This window comes from Roseibium sp. SCP14, assembly GCF_040329475.1.
Lineage (GTDB): Bacteria > Pseudomonadota > Alphaproteobacteria > Rhizobiales > Stappiaceae > Roseibium.
Map to the genome: position 1 here is coordinate 231330 of NZ_JBDZYH010000006.1, position 16776 is coordinate 248105.

The 16776-nt window shown below is 56.4% G+C and carries 20 protein-coding genes; 12 read left to right on the forward strand and 8 right to left on the reverse strand.

Translation table 11 applies throughout. The annotated features are described in order from the left end of the window. The first annotated feature begins 3 nt into the window (after window positions 1-3). The 6 genes from ccmD to ABLQ08_RS24035 all read left to right on the forward strand — a co-directional run bounded on the left by ccmD (window position 4) and on the right by ABLQ08_RS24035 (window position 4549). Window positions 4-177, forward strand: coding sequence for a heme exporter protein CcmD (gene ccmD, locus ABLQ08_RS24010; RefSeq protein ID WP_352947450.1), 174 nt, complete (start codon window positions 4-6; stop codon window positions 175-177). Window positions 178-182: 5 nt separating this feature from the next. After that, window positions 183-791, forward strand: a complete 609-nt coding sequence (locus ABLQ08_RS24015) for a DsbE family thiol:disulfide interchange protein (RefSeq protein ID WP_352947452.1) — start codon at window positions 183-185, stop codon at window positions 789-791. A gap of 146 nt (window positions 792-937) precedes the next feature. Beyond that, window positions 938-1717, forward strand: a complete 780-nt coding sequence (locus ABLQ08_RS24020) for a DUF1223 domain-containing protein (protein ID WP_352947455.1) — start codon at window positions 938-940, stop codon at window positions 1715-1717. A 284-nt stretch (window positions 1718-2001) separates the two neighbouring features. After that, complete coding sequence (locus ABLQ08_RS24025; protein WP_352947457.1) at window positions 2002-2895, forward strand: cation diffusion facilitator family transporter; 894 nt, start codon at window positions 2002-2004, stop codon at window positions 2893-2895. 128 nt (window positions 2896-3023) lie between these two features. Next, window positions 3024-3851, forward strand: coding sequence for an ABC transporter permease subunit (locus ABLQ08_RS24030; protein WP_352947460.1), 828 nt, complete (start codon window positions 3024-3026; stop codon window positions 3849-3851). A gap of 14 nt (window positions 3852-3865) precedes the next feature. After that, window positions 3866-4549, forward strand: coding sequence for an HAD family hydrolase (locus tag ABLQ08_RS24035; protein WP_352947462.1), 684 nt, complete (start codon window positions 3866-3868; stop codon window positions 4547-4549). Between the two features lie 62 nt (window positions 4550-4611). Here the strand turns inward: ABLQ08_RS24035 and ABLQ08_RS24040 are convergent, their stop codons facing one another. Next, complete coding sequence (locus ABLQ08_RS24040; RefSeq protein WP_352947464.1) at window positions 4612-5832, reverse strand: ammonium transporter; 1221 nt, start codon at window positions 5830-5832, stop codon at window positions 4612-4614. Between the two features lie 315 nt (window positions 5833-6147). Between ABLQ08_RS24040 and ABLQ08_RS24045 the strand changes: the two genes are divergently transcribed. After that, window positions 6148-7260 carry a methyl-accepting chemotaxis protein gene (locus ABLQ08_RS24045; protein ID WP_352947466.1) on the forward strand — a complete coding sequence of 371 codons (1113 nt, stop codon included), beginning with the start codon at window positions 6148-6150 and terminating at the stop codon, window positions 7258-7260. 106 nt (window positions 7261-7366) lie between these two features. On the opposite strand, the gene ABLQ08_RS24050 is transcribed toward ABLQ08_RS24045, so the two are convergent. From ABLQ08_RS24050 to ABLQ08_RS24065, 4 genes are all read right to left on the reverse strand, one after another. Continuing rightward, window positions 7367-8704, reverse strand: coding sequence for an ammonium transporter (locus tag ABLQ08_RS24050; protein ID WP_352947468.1), 1338 nt, complete (start codon window positions 8702-8704; stop codon window positions 7367-7369). Between the two features lie 20 nt (window positions 8705-8724). Beyond that, window positions 8725-9063: a P-II family nitrogen regulator gene (locus ABLQ08_RS24055; protein WP_352947471.1), complete on the reverse strand. Its 339-nt coding sequence runs from the start codon at window positions 9061-9063 to the stop codon at window positions 8725-8727. A 424-nt stretch (window positions 9064-9487) separates the two neighbouring features. Beyond that, window positions 9488-10039 carry a DUF924 family protein gene (locus ABLQ08_RS24060; protein WP_352947474.1) on the reverse strand — a complete coding sequence of 184 codons (552 nt, stop codon included), beginning with the start codon at window positions 10037-10039 and terminating at the stop codon, window positions 9488-9490. Window positions 10040-10152: 113 nt separating this feature from the next. Further along, window positions 10153-10962 (reverse strand): substrate-binding periplasmic protein, encoded by an 810-nt coding sequence (locus tag ABLQ08_RS24065; protein WP_352947477.1) that lies wholly within the window; start codon window positions 10960-10962, stop codon window positions 10153-10155. Window positions 10963-11223: 261 nt separating this feature from the next. Here ABLQ08_RS24065 and ABLQ08_RS24070 point away from each other — a divergent pair, with 261 nt between their 5' ends. Beyond that, window positions 11224-11451, forward strand: a complete 228-nt coding sequence (locus tag ABLQ08_RS24070) for a sulfurtransferase TusA family protein (protein ID WP_352947479.1) — start codon at window positions 11224-11226, stop codon at window positions 11449-11451. A 39-nt stretch (window positions 11452-11490) separates the two neighbouring features. On the opposite strand, the gene ABLQ08_RS24075 is transcribed toward ABLQ08_RS24070, so the two are convergent. Continuing rightward, a complete protein-coding gene (locus ABLQ08_RS24075; RefSeq protein WP_352947482.1) occupies window positions 11491-11787 on the reverse strand; it encodes a 4a-hydroxytetrahydrobiopterin dehydratase in 297 nt (98 codons plus the stop codon). 168 nt (window positions 11788-11955) lie between these two features. On the opposite strand from ABLQ08_RS24075, the gene ABLQ08_RS24080 reads away from it, so the two are divergent. Together ABLQ08_RS24080 and ABLQ08_RS24085 are read left to right on the forward strand one after the other, a co-directional pair. Then, a complete protein-coding gene (locus ABLQ08_RS24080) occupies window positions 11956-12405 on the forward strand; it encodes a low molecular weight protein-tyrosine-phosphatase (RefSeq protein WP_352947483.1) in 450 nt (149 codons plus the stop codon). A gap of 98 nt (window positions 12406-12503) precedes the next feature. Further along, window positions 12504-12764, forward strand: coding sequence for a hypothetical protein (locus tag ABLQ08_RS24085; RefSeq protein WP_352947486.1), 261 nt, complete (start codon window positions 12504-12506; stop codon window positions 12762-12764). Window positions 12765-12784: 20 nt separating this feature from the next. On the opposite strand, the gene ABLQ08_RS24090 is transcribed toward ABLQ08_RS24085, so the two are convergent. Further along, window positions 12785-13435, reverse strand: a complete 651-nt coding sequence (locus tag ABLQ08_RS24090; RefSeq protein ID WP_352947488.1) for a phosphatase PAP2 family protein — start codon at window positions 13433-13435, stop codon at window positions 12785-12787. Window positions 13436-13867: 432 nt separating this feature from the next. Here ABLQ08_RS24090 and ABLQ08_RS24095 point away from each other — a divergent pair, with 432 nt between their 5' ends. Next, window positions 13868-14416 (forward strand): 2-hydroxychromene-2-carboxylate isomerase, encoded by a 549-nt coding sequence (locus ABLQ08_RS24095; protein WP_417714945.1) that lies wholly within the window; start codon window positions 13868-13870, stop codon window positions 14414-14416. A gap of 21 nt (window positions 14417-14437) precedes the next feature. On the opposite strand, the gene ABLQ08_RS24100 is transcribed toward ABLQ08_RS24095, so the two are convergent. After that, complete coding sequence (locus tag ABLQ08_RS24100) at window positions 14438-15601, reverse strand: ATP-binding response regulator (RefSeq protein WP_352947491.1); 1164 nt, start codon at window positions 15599-15601, stop codon at window positions 14438-14440. Window positions 15602-15797: 196 nt separating this feature from the next. On the opposite strand from ABLQ08_RS24100, the gene ABLQ08_RS24105 reads away from it, so the two are divergent. After that, the gene (locus ABLQ08_RS24105; protein WP_352947493.1) at window positions 15798-16772 is read left to right on the forward strand and encodes an AEC family transporter; all 975 of its coding nucleotides are present in this window, start codon (window positions 15798-15800) and stop codon (window positions 16770-16772) included. The last annotated feature ends 4 nt before the right edge of the window (window positions 16773-16776 follow it).

Genomic DNA, 16776 nt, shown 5'->3' on the forward strand with positions numbered 1-16776 from the left:
CTCATGGATTTTGGACCACACGCAGGTTTCATCATGGCTTCCTACGGCCTGTGCCTGTTTACGGTACTCGCTCTGATCGCCTGGGTCAGGATCGACAAGGCCAATCAGGAACGCGCGCTCCGAGAACTTGCAGAACAGGGTTTCTCCCGTGCCCGTCCCGATAGCAGGAGCAAATAGTCAAGATGAGCGCCTCTCATTCTGAAGCTGAAGGCGGCAAGCCGCATAAACGCGGCTTTCCGGTTCTCGTTCTGCTGCCGCTTGTCGTGTTTACAGGACTGGCGGCTCTGTTTCTTTTCCAGCTGACGCTTGGGGGCGATCCCAAGAAAATTCCGTCCGCGCTGATCAACAAGCCTGCTCCAGAACTTGCCCTCGGCCCGGTTGAAGGCCTTACCAGGGACGGTGCGGGAATACCCGGCTTTTCCCGGGAAGACTTCCTCGGCAAGATCTCGGTCGTGAACGTGTTTGCTTCCTGGTGCGTCCCCTGCCGACAGGAACATCCGATAATGGAAGAGCTGGGGACGATAGACGACATTCAACTCATCGGCATCAACTACAAGGACAAGCCGGAAAACGCTCGCCGTTTTCTTGGCAGCCTTGGCAATCCCTATGATCTGATCGGCGCGGACGATGCCGGACGCGCAGCGATCGAATGGGGCGTGTACGGCGTCCCGGAAACCTTCGTCGTCGATGAAAAGGGCATGATCCGCTACAAATTTATCGGCCCGTTGAGCCCGAGCACTTTCAGGGACACTTTCCTGCCCGAACTGAAGAAGGTAATGGACGGCGCCTGATGCGCCGGACATTTGGTCACGCGACCTCCATTTGAAGTCACATTCCCGCGAAATCTCAGGATAGCGGCCAAAGTCACCGGCTCGTGACTCGCGATTGAAAGCCCGATTGCATATTTTATGGTCGAGCAAACAAGGAATTGAACCAAATGGTGGGTCTTCACTCCCGGAAAGCAGGTCAGGCTTTCCGGACGGGCGCGATTGTCATCGCCGGATTACTTGCTGCAGTCACGTCGTGGGACGGCGTCATGGCGGCATCGCAGCCGCAGAAAGTCGTGGAGCTGTTTACCAGTCAGGGCTGTTCCTCCTGCCCGCCTGCCGATGAGCTGGCGGAGCGGCTGGTTGAGGAAGACGACAACGTCCTGACGGTTCTGATGCCCGTCGATTACTGGGACTATCTGGGTTGGAAGGACACTCTTGCCAGCCCGGTCTATTCTCAGCGCCAGCGCGCCTATGCGGCACGGCGCGGAGACAGGTCCGTCTACACCCCGCAAATGGTCATCAACGGTGAGGAACATGTGGTCGGCAGCCGCGAAGGTCAGGTCCGCTCGGCACTTGAGCGCTCGGAACCGTTCACAGCCGAAGTTGACCTGGAAATTTCCGACATGGTGGTCCAGGCAACCGTAGACGGCGCGTTACCTATCGGCGCCAAGATGGCGACCGTCTACTTCCTGCGCATCGATGACGAAGCAACCGTCGATATCGGGCGCGGCGAGAATGCGGGCCGCAAGATCAAATACGTCAATGTTGTTCGCAATCTTCAGCCGATCGGAATGTGGTCCGGTGGAAGTGAAACCTTCCGCATGACCAAATCCCAGCTGGATCTCAAAGGCGACGCCAGATGTGCCATTTTCATCCAGATCGAAGATCAGGATGGGCCCGGCAGGATCATCGGCGCTGCCGTCATGGACTGGCGCGGCGGCTTCTAGGGGGCTCGAGACCGAGTTAAAAAGATTGGTCGACAGCCCTTTAGGTCTGCCCTAAAGCCGCCGCGCATTTTTTTGACTGACCTTCACCCGCGGGAAAAACTGCGGGAATAAAGCCGCACCACTGTTTGTAACCTCGTCAAAAACTGCTACCCCTTGCGCCACATGATCGGTATCGCCGCGCGTGCGCTCTGAAGAACGCTTGCCATTATTCTGAAACATGCCGGTCGATCAGCGCCGCTGCCATCATGTTCTTTCGTCATGGCAGTTGATCCCGGGGGACAGGCATGAACCTTAAATCGAGGCTCCGCATCGCCTTTGCCAGCATTGTTGTCGGAGTCCTTGTTCTGGGGCTGAAGATCGGTGCTTACCTTCTGACCGGCTCGGTGGCGCTTTATTCCGACGCCCTGGAGACCACGGTCAACATCGCCTCGTCGGTTGCCGCTCTTGCAGCCGTCTGGTTCGCGTCCAAGCCCGCCGATAGCAATCACCCCTACGGTCATGACAAGGCGGAGTATTTTGCAGCCGTTCTGGTCGGGGTCATGATTGTCCTGGCGGCGATTTCCATTTTCCACGCTGCCTGGATCGGCTTCATTCAGGGAGACAGTCCGGAATATTCCCTGGAAGGGATCTCAATGAACCTGGCTGCCGCGTTCATCAACGGTGCCTGGGCGCGGTATCTGATGAGCTACGGCAGGAAAGAGCGATCACCCGCGCTGATGGCGGACGGCAAACACCTGATGACCGACGTCTTCAGTTCGCTCGGTGTTCTGGCCGGGGTCATTCTGGTGCTGGCAACAGGTTGGAAGATCCTGGATCCTGTCCTGGCGGTCATTGTCGGCCTGCTCGTCCTGTGGTCAGGCTGGGAGCTGGTCAAGGAATCGGTGGGCGGTTTAATGGATGAAGCCGCGTCCGCCGATGTTCTTGCCAAGATCCGCCTGTTGATATCCGAACACGGCGAAGGTGCGCTGGAGGCCCATGATCTCAGAACACGTATTGCCGGCAAGTCCACCTTCGTGGACTTTCACCTGGTGGTTCCCGGAACAATGCCGGTCGAGACGGCTCACGATATCTGCGACCGGATCGAGGAGGCAATTTCAGAAGATGTGCCGGGAGCCCGCATCACCATTCATGTCGAACCGGAGCACAAGGCCAAGCATTCCGGGATCGTTGTGCTGTAACCGTTGCGGCTGATGAATACGCGCAAAAAATCGCAACACGCGCGAATACAAGAAAATCTGGCATTACAACGACTGCGGGAAATGCTCTAAGTGGTGACCCATCGGTTTGGATCCGGGAATTTCTGATTATGCTTTCATGGCAGCGCTGGCAGGCGCAACTGATTGACCACATTATTCTGATTGCCGGTACGCTTTTCATGACACTGCCGGTCTATTCGCTGTTTGCGGCAACAACTCATGGACCGGGCAGTCCGATGAAACCACGCCTCGATCTCGGCAACAGCACCCTGGAGAACTACGGCGCATTTCTGACTGCCAGCTCCGGGTTTTCCGGTGACATAACGGCGCTTGCCATGTTGTGGAATTCCTTCGTTCTGGGGGCAGGGTTCGCCGGCCTGAAGGTCCTGTTGTCCCTGCTTGCCGCTTATGCCCTGATTTACTTCCGTGTGAAATTTGCCTCGGCTGTCTTCGCGGTTCTGCTGCTAACCCTGATGCTGCCCCTGGAATCCCGGTTTCTGCCAACATTCGATGTCGTCGCCGGGCTTGGGCTGGTCAACACGCGCGCCGGCCTTATCTTACCTCTCGTAGCCTCCGGACTCGGCACGCTGTTCTTCCGCCAGTTCCTGCTGACGGTTCCCGACACGCTTCTGGAATCCAGCCGCCTCGACGGCGCAGGACCTTGGAAATTCTTCAGGGACATACTTCTGCCCTTGTCGCTGCCGACCGCGGGTGCGCTTTTCCTGGTGTCCTTCGTCACCGGCTGGAACCAGTATCTATGGCCAGTCATCGTGACATCGGAAGAAAGCACTTACACGGTTGTCCGGGGAATGCAGTTTTTCGGGCGCGCAAGCCTGCCCGGGCTGATGCTTGCGACCCTTGCAATTCTTCCTCCTGCATTGCTTGTCATCTTGTTTCAAAGACAAGTGATTAAAGGACTGTTTGACGGCTCACACTGAAAGGCAAACTGCATATGACATTTCAAGCGATCCTGTTCGATTGCGACGGCGTTCTGGTCGATTCGGAAAAAATCTATGTCGACGTGGAACGCGAGCATCTGGCACGGATCGGGCTGCATTACGGACTGGACGAATATATGGACCGGTTTCAGGGCCTGAGCGGCGTCGACTTCTGGGCAGAGCTCGACCGGGATCACCGCGCGCTCGGTAAAGGACCGCTACCTGACACTTTCGGCCCCGATCTCGATGAAGCCACGATGGAGCGCATCAACAGGGAATTGTCGGAAATTTCCGGCATCAAACAACTCCTGGAAGTCCACAGCGGTCCTCGTGCAGTTGCTTCCTCATCGCGTCTTCACAGGCTCATCCACAAACTGAAACACACCGGCCTGTTCGACTATTTCGAACCGCACATTTACTCCGGCGAGCAGGTGGAAAACGGCAAACCCGCGCCCGATCTCTTTCTGTTTGCAGCGGAAAAGCTGGGCGTTGCACCCGCCAACACGCTGGTGATCGAGGACAGCTCCAACGGCGTCAAGGCCGGGCTTGCGGCAGGTATGACCGTGTGGGGCTTTGTTGGCGGCGGCCACAGTCACGACGGACATACCGAACAGCTGAAGGCTGCCGGTGCGCACAAGGTGGTCGATAGCCACGACAATCTGGCGGAAATGTTGATGAGCGACAAAACCCTCACCTGATCCCGCAAAAAAAGAGGCGCTTCCTGTGGAAGCGCCTTCAGAGAAAACTCGGTCAGCCGGCATTACCGGCCGAGATCGTATTCCGGATTGGAACTGATTTTGTGGATCGAAAGATCCGCACCCATATGCTCTTCTTCTTGAGACAGGCGCAGTCCCATTACCGATTTCAGAACACCGTAGACGACGAAGCCCGCTGCTGCGGCATAAGCCGTTCCGGCAACGGTGCCGATGATCTGGCTCATCAGCGCGACGCCGCCAAGTCCACCAAGAGCTTCCAGACCAAAAATGCCTGCGGCGATACCGCCCCAAGCGCCGCAAATGCCATGCAGTGGCCAGACACCAAGCACGTCATCGATCTTGAGCTTGCTCTGGCAGAATTCAAACCCGGTCACGAAGATCGCACCGGCAACACCGCCGACAATCAGGCTGCCGACCGGATGCATGACATCGGATCCGGCACATACCGCCACGAGCCCCGCAAGCGCGCCGTTGTGGACAAAACCCGGATCGTTTTTGCCGACCACAAGCGCCGCCAGAATGCCGCCAACCATCGCCATCAGCGAGTTGATCGCAACGAGACCCGACACGCCCTCCAATGAGCCTGCAGTCATCACATTAAATCCGAACCAACCGACACAGAGCATCCACGATCCCATTGCCAGCCACGGCAGGGAAGACGGCGGAATGCCGATGGGGCGGCCATTGCGGTCAAAGCGCCCCATCCGGGCGCCAAGCAAAAGGACCGCAGAAAACGCAATCCAGCCGCCGACGGCATGCACCACGACCGATCCCGCGAAATCGTGAAACCCTGCACCGAATTGCGCTTCAAGCCAGGCCTGGAAACCGAAATTGCCGTTCCAGACGATACCCTCGAACAGCGGATAAACGATACCGACAAGCGCTACCGTCGCCAGACACTGAGGCCAGAATTTCATCCGTTCGGCAATGCCACCGGAAATGATCGCCGGAATGGCTGCGGCGAAAGTGGTCAGAAAGAAGAACTTGACCAGTGTCAGCCCCTGAAGCTCGAACCCTTCGCCGCCACCGGACAGTGTTGCCGCACTTACGAAAAAGGTCGTGCCATAGGCAAAGGCGTAGCCGACAAAGAAATAGGCGACCGTGGAGAGCGCAAAGTCCACCAGGATCTTGACCAATGCATTGACCTGGTTCTTGTGCCGAACGGTGCCAACCTCGAGAAAGGCAAATCCACCATGCATGGCGAATACGAGAATGGCTCCGACCAGGACAAAAAAGACGTCTCCGCCCACCGCAGATGTATTCATGATTGACCCCCAATTAGGCAGATTGCCACTTGATTTTGTTCATTGGGGACCGAGGGGTTCAAAATGCATGCCAAACAGGCAAAAGGCTTCAGGAAGGGCAGAGAACAGCCAAAAATTTAAACAAGTCAGACAAAGGAGGTGGAAATTGGCGCGAATAGTCAGCTTAGAATTTCATCACCTGACCACTTTTTATGCGAACAGGACTTTCCAGCATCGCATCGGTCTCAACAACACGTGAAACGCTGCGTCACGTTTTCACTGTATTAACCATGTCCTTCGATCCTCGGACAGGCAGACAGGCAAGAGTCGGCGCACATGATCAAACGGGCACTCATCACGGCGTTAATCGTCGGGACGATTCTGACACTCATCAATCAGGTCGACGCCTTGTTTGGCGAGGCTGAGCTCGTCATCTGGCAAGCGCTGCTTTCAACCGCGGTCCCTTTTGTCGTTTCCCTGGTCAGTGCTTCGCTAACGCTTCGCCAAGCCAAGCGGTTGGAAACAACCCCGTCCGGCGCGATAGCTGGAGAAGCCGGTCCATCCTCCGGCTCGTCTGTCGCACCCCTCCCCTCCGGATCAGCGGAACCAGCATCAAGCAGACGGATTGACCAACTGCAGGAAGCATTCTCCGTCGTTTCCCAAATCGGGCAAAATGCAAAGGCGGTCAACGCTGCCAGCAAGGAGCGCGCTGAATTCCTGGCCAACCTGATTTCAGCCGCAGAGCGGATTCAATCCGATCTTCATTCTGTAGGCCGGCAGGCACTCGGCTGCACCGAAGACCTTGCAAAAGCAGGCGGCAAGATCACCAAAGCACGTACCGGCATTCAGTCGATCGCGCAAACATGCCTCGGAGCAGCGGATCTGATCGGACAACTGAATTCGGCCACCGTGGATCTTTCAAGCAAATTCGAAGACATTGAAAATCTCGCCCAGGAAATCTCTTCGATTTCTTCCAAGACCAATCTTCTTGCCTTGAACGCAACAATAGAGGCGGCGCGCGCCGGTGATGCCGGAAAGGGTTTTGCCGTTGTTGCCGGGGAGGTCAAATCATTGGCAGGGTCGACTGAAAACGCGGTGGTTTCCATTTCCAACATCCTCTCCGAGATGACCGGGGCGCTTGCGGAGACACGACAGTTGGTCGGCAACGCGGCGGAAAAGCTGCAATTGTCCGATAGCCAGAGCAGCAGCAGCCTGGAGCAGATTTCCTCCGTCGAGCAATATCTGAACGAATTGACAGAGCGGAACGAAGAGACATCCCATCAGATGTCCGAACGCACGACAGCCCTCGAGGAAGTCTCTGCCAATTTGCAAAAAATCCGCCTCGACACTGAAAGTGCAATCAAGGGGTCGGCCAGAAACATCGAGCTGGCTCAGATGGCATCGGACACGGTGACAAGTGTCGCCAATTCCTTGAAACAAACGAACTGAAAAGGTCGGCTTGCAGAAAAAAGGGCCCGGGAAATCCCGGGCCTTCCAAGTTTGCGGTCTGAGCCAATAGACCGCCAGGGAGATTTTCAAGTTCAGCACCTCAAGCTCAGAGGCGCTGAGAGCCTGTGCCGAATTCCGGATAGGCTTCGACACCGATCTCAACCTTGTCGAGACCAAGTGCCTCTTCCTCATCGGAGACCCGGATGCCGATGGTGAGCTTCAGGACGTACCAGACGACACCACTGGCAACGAAGGTGAAGACGCCATAGGCCGCGATACCAACGATCTGAGTGCCATAGGAAGCCGCATCGTTGGAAAGCGGAACAATCAGAGTGCCCCAGATACCGGCGATCAGGTGAACCGGGATCGCGCCGACAACGTCATCGATTTTCAGTTTGTCGAGCATCGGAACCGCGAAAACCACGATGGCGCCACCAACACCGCCGATCAAGACAGCCTGCCAGACGCTCGGGGCAAGGGGTTCTGCGGTGATGGAAACCAGACCGGCAAGTGCACCATTCAGGGCCATGGTCACATCGACCTTCTTGTAAAGTGCCTGGGTGAGACCGACAGCGACCACGACACCGGCGGCGGCGGCCATATTGGTGTTGGCGAAGATGCGCGAGACGTCGGTCACGTCACCGATGGATCCCATGGCAAGTTGGGAAGCGCCGTTGAAGCCGAACCAGCCGAGCCACAGGATGAACGTGCCGAGGGTTGCAAGCGGCATGGAAGATCCGGGAAACGGATGAACGCTGCCGTCCGGACCGTATTTGCCTTTTCGCGCACCCAGGATGATCGCACCTGCGAGAGCTGCCCAACCGCCAACGGAGTGAACGATGGTGGATCCGGCGAAATCGGAGAAACCCATTTCGGAAAGCCAACCGGCACCCCACTGCCAGGAACCCGAGATCGGATAGAGAACACCGGTCAAAATGGCAGAGAAGATCAGGAACGGCCACAACTTGATGCGCTCGGCGACGGTACCGGAGACGATGGAAGCGGTTGCCGCGACAAACACCATCTGGAAGAACCAGTCGGAAGCCGTGGAATAACCGGTATCCAGAGCGTTGCCGCCGACCGGATCGAAAGCATATGGCCCAAAGGAGCCGATGAAACCACCGTCAACGCCGGTGTACATGAGGTTGTAGCCGGTAATCCAGAACATCAGACCGGCAACGGAATAAAGAGCGATGTTCTTCAGGCACTGCATGGATACGTTCTTTGAACGCACCAGACCGGCCTCGAGCATGGCAAAACCCGCTGCCATGAACATGACCAGGAAACCACCGATCAGAAACAGCAGCGTATTGAAGATGTAGGCGACTTCCGGCGACACGGCCGGCACTTCGGGTGCAGCTGCGGTATCCTGAGCAACAACCGGCAGTGCTGAGAGGCTCAGCAGGGCCAGCGTCGTCGCGCCCTTAGCGACAAGATTTTTCATGATACGTTTCCTTACCTAAATCACAGAGCTTCGGCGTCGGTTTCGCCGGTTCGAATGCGGACCACCTGATCAATCGAATGAACGAAGATCTTGCCGTCACCGATCTGACCGGTTTTTGCGGCGCCAGTGATCACTTCGACCACCTTGTCGACAGCACCTGCGTCGACCGCGACTTCGATTTTCAATTTCGGGAGAAAGCTGACCGCGTATTCCGTCCCGCGGTAAATCTCGGTGTGACCCTTCTGGCGGCCGTAACCTTTGACTTCGGTCACCGTGAGCCCCTGGATGCCGATGCTGGTCAGGGCATCACGCACTTCGTCGAGCTTGAACGGCTTGATGATGGCCATCACTATTTTCATTGCTCGTTCCATTCCCCTCGTTAGCGCCTCTTCCCGTTGAAGAAGCTCGGCCGGCCGCCCCGGAAACGCGCCTGTTTGATGTCCCTCTGGAAGGATCTGTTCAGGTCTTTGGCGTCCCCATGCTTGAGGATCCGGGCCGGCGTCGGCACTTACTAATCAAAGACCGTGCCAGTTCTGGATTTCAGGAGAAAAAACCGCAGAAATCTGCGAAAAAATAGGTAAGAAATACTGATTCAGCACCCGAAGCTTCGTTGCCCCTGGTGGATATTCAGGCACAAAAAATGCCCAACTTTTAACCAAGCAAAATTAGCATGATCAAAAATTGGGCACCAACAAAGAAGGCTAAGAATACGCTCAAAAAACATCACCAGCCACTTCGCCCGCGTGCGACAGGCAGCTGGAAGCGTGGAGCGAACCGACAGAATTATGCCGAAAAACCGCTTGCTTTCATGTAGGCAATCTCTTCTGGCGCGGAGTCACGACCAAGGATCTTGTTCCGGTGCGGAAAGCGACCGAAACGACGTATCACGTCCATATGGATGAGCGCATAGTGATAAAGTTCCTTGTCTCCAAGAACCCGGCATAAATCGACGGCCTTCTCCTGATGCTCCATGTTTTCCGAATGCTCGAACGGCAGAAAGAAAAAGCCTCTGACATCCTTTGGGAAGGCTTTGTCATACCCTTTCTCCAGAGCGAATTCGGCAACGGCAACGGCTTTCTCGTCGGCAGAAAACGCATCCGGCGTCCCCCGGTAGACATTTCGCGTCATCTGGTCGAGCAGCAGCAGAAGTGCCAGGGTCCCGTCTGCCGTCTCCATCCAGGAATCGAGATCCCCTGCCTTGGCCGCATCAATTGCCGCCAGGAAACGGTCCCTGCATCGTCCGTCGAACTTGTCGTCATTGGCAAACCACTTGGATGGACCCGCCTGCCACCAGAAGTCCAGAACATCCAATGAAGTAGGAATTTGATCAGTCATATCTTTTTACCGTTGTTGCAAACTGAAAGAGAACGTCTGCATTCCGTCTACGGAATTCAAGCCCGGAACGTCCCCGGAAAGAAATGTGCGCAGGCTCTCCAGAAACATGAAGCTCAACCGCCGCATGCCCGCTTTTGCCAACTAGCCGTGTGCATTCTTGTTCGCTGCTCGAGAAACCTTTCTTCCTTCAGCTGTGCCATTTCTGCCTTGAAGGCATCAACAAGCTCAGGGTCGCTCCCCTTGCTGAACACTGCCCACAGAGGCTTCGCCAAGGCCTCAACGAAAACCACAGGCTCAAGCTGTGAGCCGTCATAACCCTGCATGCAGGCCGAAGCTTCTGCAAGAAACCCTGTGAGCGGCAAGAGATCTATGCGCCCGAGATAGAGCATTTCGATGCCCTGCCTGTAGTCGGTAAGCGGCATCAGGTGGCGGGTGTCATCGAACTGAAGCTGTTTCAGGTAGGAGTGAAGGTTCCCACCGTCCTGCACACCGACCTTCAAATTCAGATCCAGCAGGTCTTCCAAACGCTCGATAGAGACATCCGGGCTGGACTTGAGCCGGTATAGATATTGTCCGTAAGGTGAGACTTCACCGAGCCAGTGAAACTTTTCCTCTCGGGCCTCGGTGCGCGAAAGCGAGAAAAACAAGACATCGGGTTTCGCTTCCGCCAGGAGTATCGCGCGTTTCCAGGGTAGGAATTCAAAGGAACTGACGGAAACAGGCATCCGCCTGTTTACCCGGTCCACCACCTCAAGAATGTACTCGGCAACATACCCGTCGGGCTTACCGGCATTGTCCCATTGAAGCGGGGCAAATCCCTGGGTGACGATCCGAATCTGCCTGGGTTCGGCTTGCGCGCGCAAGGCGAAGGACACCGAAACCAAAACCACGGCGACTGCTGCAGTCCACATCCGAAGGTTCATTAGCCCACCTGCTTTCGCCCTTCCGGCTGCCTTGGATTGTTCCCTCTTCAAATACAGATACCCTGACGAAGATCGTCCAAGTCCAAGATCGCTTATGCTGCGCTGACCTCCGAGTTTTCCTGTCTCTCCAGATGTCAGGCAAAGTCAGTTTGCGCCCTGCATACTTATGAACTGCTAAACACATGTGAACATCTGTCATCTGCATTTGTTTTTTATTATGTTGGCGGCTGATTTTCGCCATTGCGCTTAGGAAAGTCTTCTGTGACCGACACAATTCTTGATCTGAAGGGATTGAAATGCCCTTTGCCGGTACTCAAAACCCGAAAAGCCTTGACCCGGCTGTCCGATGGCGATCAGCTGACCGTGCTGACGACCGACCCGATGGCGGAAATTGACATTCCCCATTTCTGCCAGGAAAACGGTCACACGCTGATTACCAGTGAACGCACTGATTCCGGTCACAGGTTCCTGCTCTCCAAGGGCAGTTGATCTGCACCGTCGCCAGGAACCTGCCGTAGGAGCTTCGGCTCAGTTCCTGTTCGCAAGCCGGTCGATCTCGGCTGCAAGCTTCAGATCCAGCGGGCTCAGACCATCGACATCGTGAGTCGACAGGGTGATGTCCACGCTGCGATACACATTCGACCATTCGGGATGATGGTTCATTTTCTCCGCCGCAAGCGCAACCTGGGTCATGAACCCGAACGCTTCCTTGAAGTCCCTGAACTTGAACGATTTGGAGATGGCCTCTCGCCCCTCGCATAGATGCCAGTCTGGCAGCGTCGTCAGTCCGGCTGCCCTGTCCTCCGGTTTCAAGCGCTCTACCATTTTCTCCTCCTGGATCTGGCATTCTTTCCTCTGCGTTTGAACAGTGTATCCGGTTGACATTCGGATGGCGAACCAGTGCTTTCCGTTTGACGAGAAGGTCCCGCGAGGGGAAAACGGAATTGCTTTCTTGAAGAAATCACCGTCATCCATCGTTTCAGGAGCACCTTCTTGTCCCACGCCGTCTTGTTCGTCTGCCTTGGCAACATCTGCCGCTCCCCTCTTGCCGAAGGGGTATTCCGATCCATCGTGGACGAGGCAGGCCTTACTGATAGCTTTGAGATCGACTCGGCAGGCACCGGCGCGTGGCATGTCGGAAACCCGCCGGACCCCCGCTCGATCGAAATTGCCTCCAAGCATGGAATCGATATCTCCGGCCAGCGTGCGCGCCAGGTCGAAGAGTTCGACTTCGAACGTTTCGACACGATACTTGCCATGGATCGAAACAATCTGGCATCCCTGAAGCTCATGGCCGGACACGGGAAGGCGAAGGTCAGACTTTTCCTGAATGCCCCGGCACAAGACGTGCCCGACCCCTATTACGGTGGTCCGGACGGATTTGAAGATGTTTACCAGTTGGTTCGAGCCGGAGGACAGAAACTGCTGGAGGACCTCACCTGACGTTGCCTGGGCGTTTAACCGCGATCGCACGTTCATAAATCCGTCTTACAGCTTGCGGTATGGGTGACTGTCCCGCTTCACTGTAACTCGGCAACGGCATGAAACTTCTGTGGTGGTTCCTGGCTGCGGTTCTGATATTGCTCGGATTGGCAACTGTGTGGCTGCCGATACCAACCGGCGTCCCGCTTCTCGCACTGGGACTGATTGTCATCGTCGGCACCAGCCGTGGCGCCGCGCGCATGCTGCGCAACCGCCGACGAAGCACCCCCCAGCTGAACAATGCGATCACCTGGGTCGAAGACAGATCGCCATTACGGTTTGCACGGATTCTGAAGAGAACCCGCCCTCGCAGGAAATAGGTTGCCCAGGGACACCTGCCTCAACTGTCGGAAAACTTGCCGACAGCTGTCCGCAACGATCTACGGGCCTTGATGAAAACCCGCCGCCCCGTACGCTGCAGTTTCCGCCCCTTGACCGTAAACCATTCATCCAGTTTCCGATCGGTCACGAGCGGAGGATCATTCTGGTAAAGCAGCCGGTAAATGCCGAGCACGAGCAAGAACGTCAAACCCCAGGAAATCAGGGTGTCGGAGAAAAAGTGTCCACCGAAGGCCACCCGGTTCGCCGACAGGATCAGGCAAAGCGGCAGGACAAAGGCCAGGGTAGCCTTGCGCCACGTTGCCGGTACGATGAACGCGACCGACACCAGCCAGATGCTTGCTGAAGCCTCCCCGGAAACAAAGGAACAGTTGCTCTGGCAATAGTCGGAGATCTTCCAGACCGGCTGGAATGGCAGCTCGCCGCCAAACTCCTCAACCGAACGCGGCCTCGGACGCCCCCAATTGTTTTTCAGAATCAGGTTGACCAGTACACCCGGCCCCAAAATCAGAGTGCTGAGCAGAAATATCGGCTTGCGCAGAGGCAGAATGGGCGGTCGGCTCGGCACAAGCAACTTGAGCAGAAGCACTGCGACGCAGACAATCGCAATCACCCGAACAAGAAACGGACCCAGATGCCTGACTTTGCGCAAAAACGGTTCGTTTTGTGCCCAAAAACCGTCAGTTTGCGAAAAGAACAATCCGCTCGCCCAAAAGTCAACTTTGGGGAAAGCCAGAAAAAACAGGGAAACGACAACGACATACAAGCTGACCGTCGTCATCGGGTGTTCGAAACACCAATGTCCCGCCTTGCGAAGACCGGACTTCGGATTATGCTCATTGGGCTTGGCTTGGTTCATGGCAGCTCTTTAGCGCATCCGGAATATCTATCCAATCCCCTCTTCCTGTCCCATCCATTCGGCGATATCGGGCAGAAAGTCCATCGGGGAAGTGTCAGTGGAGTTTTAATCGTGCCAGAAAATCACTCGCACCCCGGCGCTGAAATCATCCCGTTGCGTGGAAACGATCAGCCGATCGTTGAATTCTGGTATGAATTTGCGTCGACCTATAGCTATCTGTCTGCGATGCGGATCGAAACCCTGGCGCGGCAGGCTGGGGTCACGATAGCCTGGCGGCCATTCTTGCTCGGCCCTATCTTCAAGAAGCAGGGTTGGGACACATCTCCATTCAACCTTCACCCCGCCAAGGGCCGTCATATGTGGCGGGACATTGCACGCCAATGCGAACGCTATGGCCTCCCCTTGTGTATTCCAACCCCCTTTCCGCAACACAGCCTACTTGCAACACGCATTGCCTGTTGTGGTCAGGAGCAGTCCTGGGTCAGCGAATTTACCCGCTCGGTCTATAGCGCGGAATTCGGCCAGGGCCTCGACATCTCCGACGAAGGGTTATTGGCAAACCTGCTCCTCGACGCTGGCGCGCCGGCAAAGCGGGTTCTGGAAGTCGCGCGGACCGCCGAAACAAAATCAGACTTACGGAACACGGTGAGCGAGGCTGAAAAGCACGGCATTTTCGGAGCACCCAGCTTCATCCTGCCGAATGGCGAACTTTTCTGGGGCAATGACAGGCTCGAACAGGCGCTGGAAGCCGCAAGACGGCTTGCAACAAGCTGACGGACAAAAATGCTCGGCGGGCTATTCCTGCGCAAGCGCAATGCGGTTCCGGCTTCGCTCCATCGCCTCATAAAGCGCCCTTGGCGCGAGCGGTTTGGTCAAGATTTCCTGGAACCCTGCATCACGCAGCCTGGTTTCTCCGACAGAATCGGAGGCCGCTGACACGGCGATCAACGGCAATTCCGCCATGGACCGGAATTGTCTGATTGCTTCGGCGGTTTCGACACCGCTCATTCCCGGCATGTTCAGATCAAGGAGCACGGCATCAAACGCATTCTCCTCGACCAGTCCAAGCGCCTGTTGTCCGGAACTGGCAATTGCGGACGTGATGCCGAAGGATTCCAGCAACGCGGCAAGCAGTCGGCAATTCGTGTCGTTGTCGTCCACGATCAACACGTGGTCCGGCAGCAGCCCGGCAGGAGACATGAGGTCAGTTTTTGCATGTGAACTGCCGTCCGGAAGATTGATTTCATCAGATCCGGTGGGCATCTGAATTTCAAACCGAGACCCGCCAATCTCGGACTGCGTCAGAAGCAGCCGCCCATTCATTTCCTCGACCAATTGCGCGGTTCCCCAAAGGCCCAGGCCGGAACCCTGACCCGTTTCCCGTCCCCGCCGACCGCGGACGAACGGCCGGAACAAACGGGCTCTTTCTTCTGCATCAATCCCGGGTCCGCTATCGGAAATCGAAAGACTTATCCAACCGGAAGGCTCGTGCTTCGCATCCTTTTTGCCCGCCGACGGGAGAACCTGCAAGCTCAACTCAACACTTCCGTGTTCCGTGTACTTGATGGCATTGTCCAGAAGCGCCGCGACAACACGGCGAACCGTGCCGCCATGCGGTGTCATACATGCTCGGGCAGCATCTTCGATACTGACGTTAAACGAAAGCGATTTCGCATCGGCTGCGGCGCGGAACAAATCTGCGCTCTCGGCGACGATTTCACTGACCCGGCTCGGAGTGCCCCCGGCGTTCTTGCCCGGTTCGGCCTGCTGGATCAGCGCGCCGGTCATATCGGTCAATGCGTCGATGGATCTGATCAGGACCGAAAGATGTTCGGCCTGGGAAACATCCAGAGGTCCATTGCCGATGAGTTCCGCGGTCAACCGCATCGCCGACAGGGGGGTTCTGAGGTCGTGGGCCAGGAGCGCCAGTCTAACGCTGTCATCGTCATGATCTGCCATGCGGCCCGGTTCCTTCCTCCGGATTGTGCGTCAATGGGGCTTGCCAGACGACCGGCAAAAAGCCACTTTGACCTGTACTGTGCTTACCTCGATGGCTATCGACTGTCCATCTGCCCCGCCTCAAGTTGCTTCACCCAACCTTAACTCGCCGCTAACAAACCGTTTTTCATAGACATCTTTCCGGCCGGACACCTGGATGCTTGCTCAAACACTCACGATCGTCGCCCCTGTATTCCTGCTGATCGGCATCGGCTACGCCCTCGCCAGATTCCAGGTCCTCACCCAATCCGTCAGTGATGCTCTCGGGCAGTTCGTCTTCGTGGTTGCCATTCCGGTGCTCATTTTCCGCACCTTGACGACCGCGGATCTGTCGGCAGGTGTGCCTCTGGCGCTGTGGGCAAGTTATTTTCTGGGTGCAGGCGTCGCCTGGGCCCTTGGCAATCTTGTCATTCGAAAAGGATTTGGCCGTGAAGCGCGCGCCGGCGCGATTGGCGGAATTTCATCGACGTTCTCCAATCTCGTCCTTGTCGGACTTCCATTGATCACGGCCGTCTACGGCGAAGAGGGTCAGGTTCCCCTTTTGCTGATCATTTCCGTTCATCTGGCAACCATGACCATCGTCATGGCGGTCGCAATGGAACGCGCGGCGGCAATCGACAAGGGAGAAGAGACCCCGCCTCTCGGTCAACTTGTCGGCGGTGCTGCCAAGAGCCTTTTGAAGAACCCGTTGATCGTCACGATCGTATTTGCATTTGTCTGGAGGCAGACGGGTCTGCATTTGCCGGTGATTGGGCAAGATGTGCTCAACCGTATCGCCGCAACGGCTTTGCCGCTTGCCCTTCTCTCCCTCGGCATGAGCCTTGTGCAATACGGCATGCGCGGAAATGTTTTACCGGGTTTCCTGTTGAGCGTCATCAAGATCGCGATCATGCCGACAGTGGTGTTCCTGACGTCCTATTTCGTCTTTCAACTGCCACCTCTCTGGACAGCTGTTGCGACCTTGGCGGCGAGTTGCCCAACGGGAGTGAATGCCTACCTCTTCGCCAACCGCTATGGCACGGGCCATGCAATGTCGGCCAATGCCATCACCATGACCACCTTGAGCGCAATTGTGACCACCAGTCTCTGGATCTGGTTCCTCGACCTCTGGTTCGGTCTTGGCTTGTCGTAGCGAT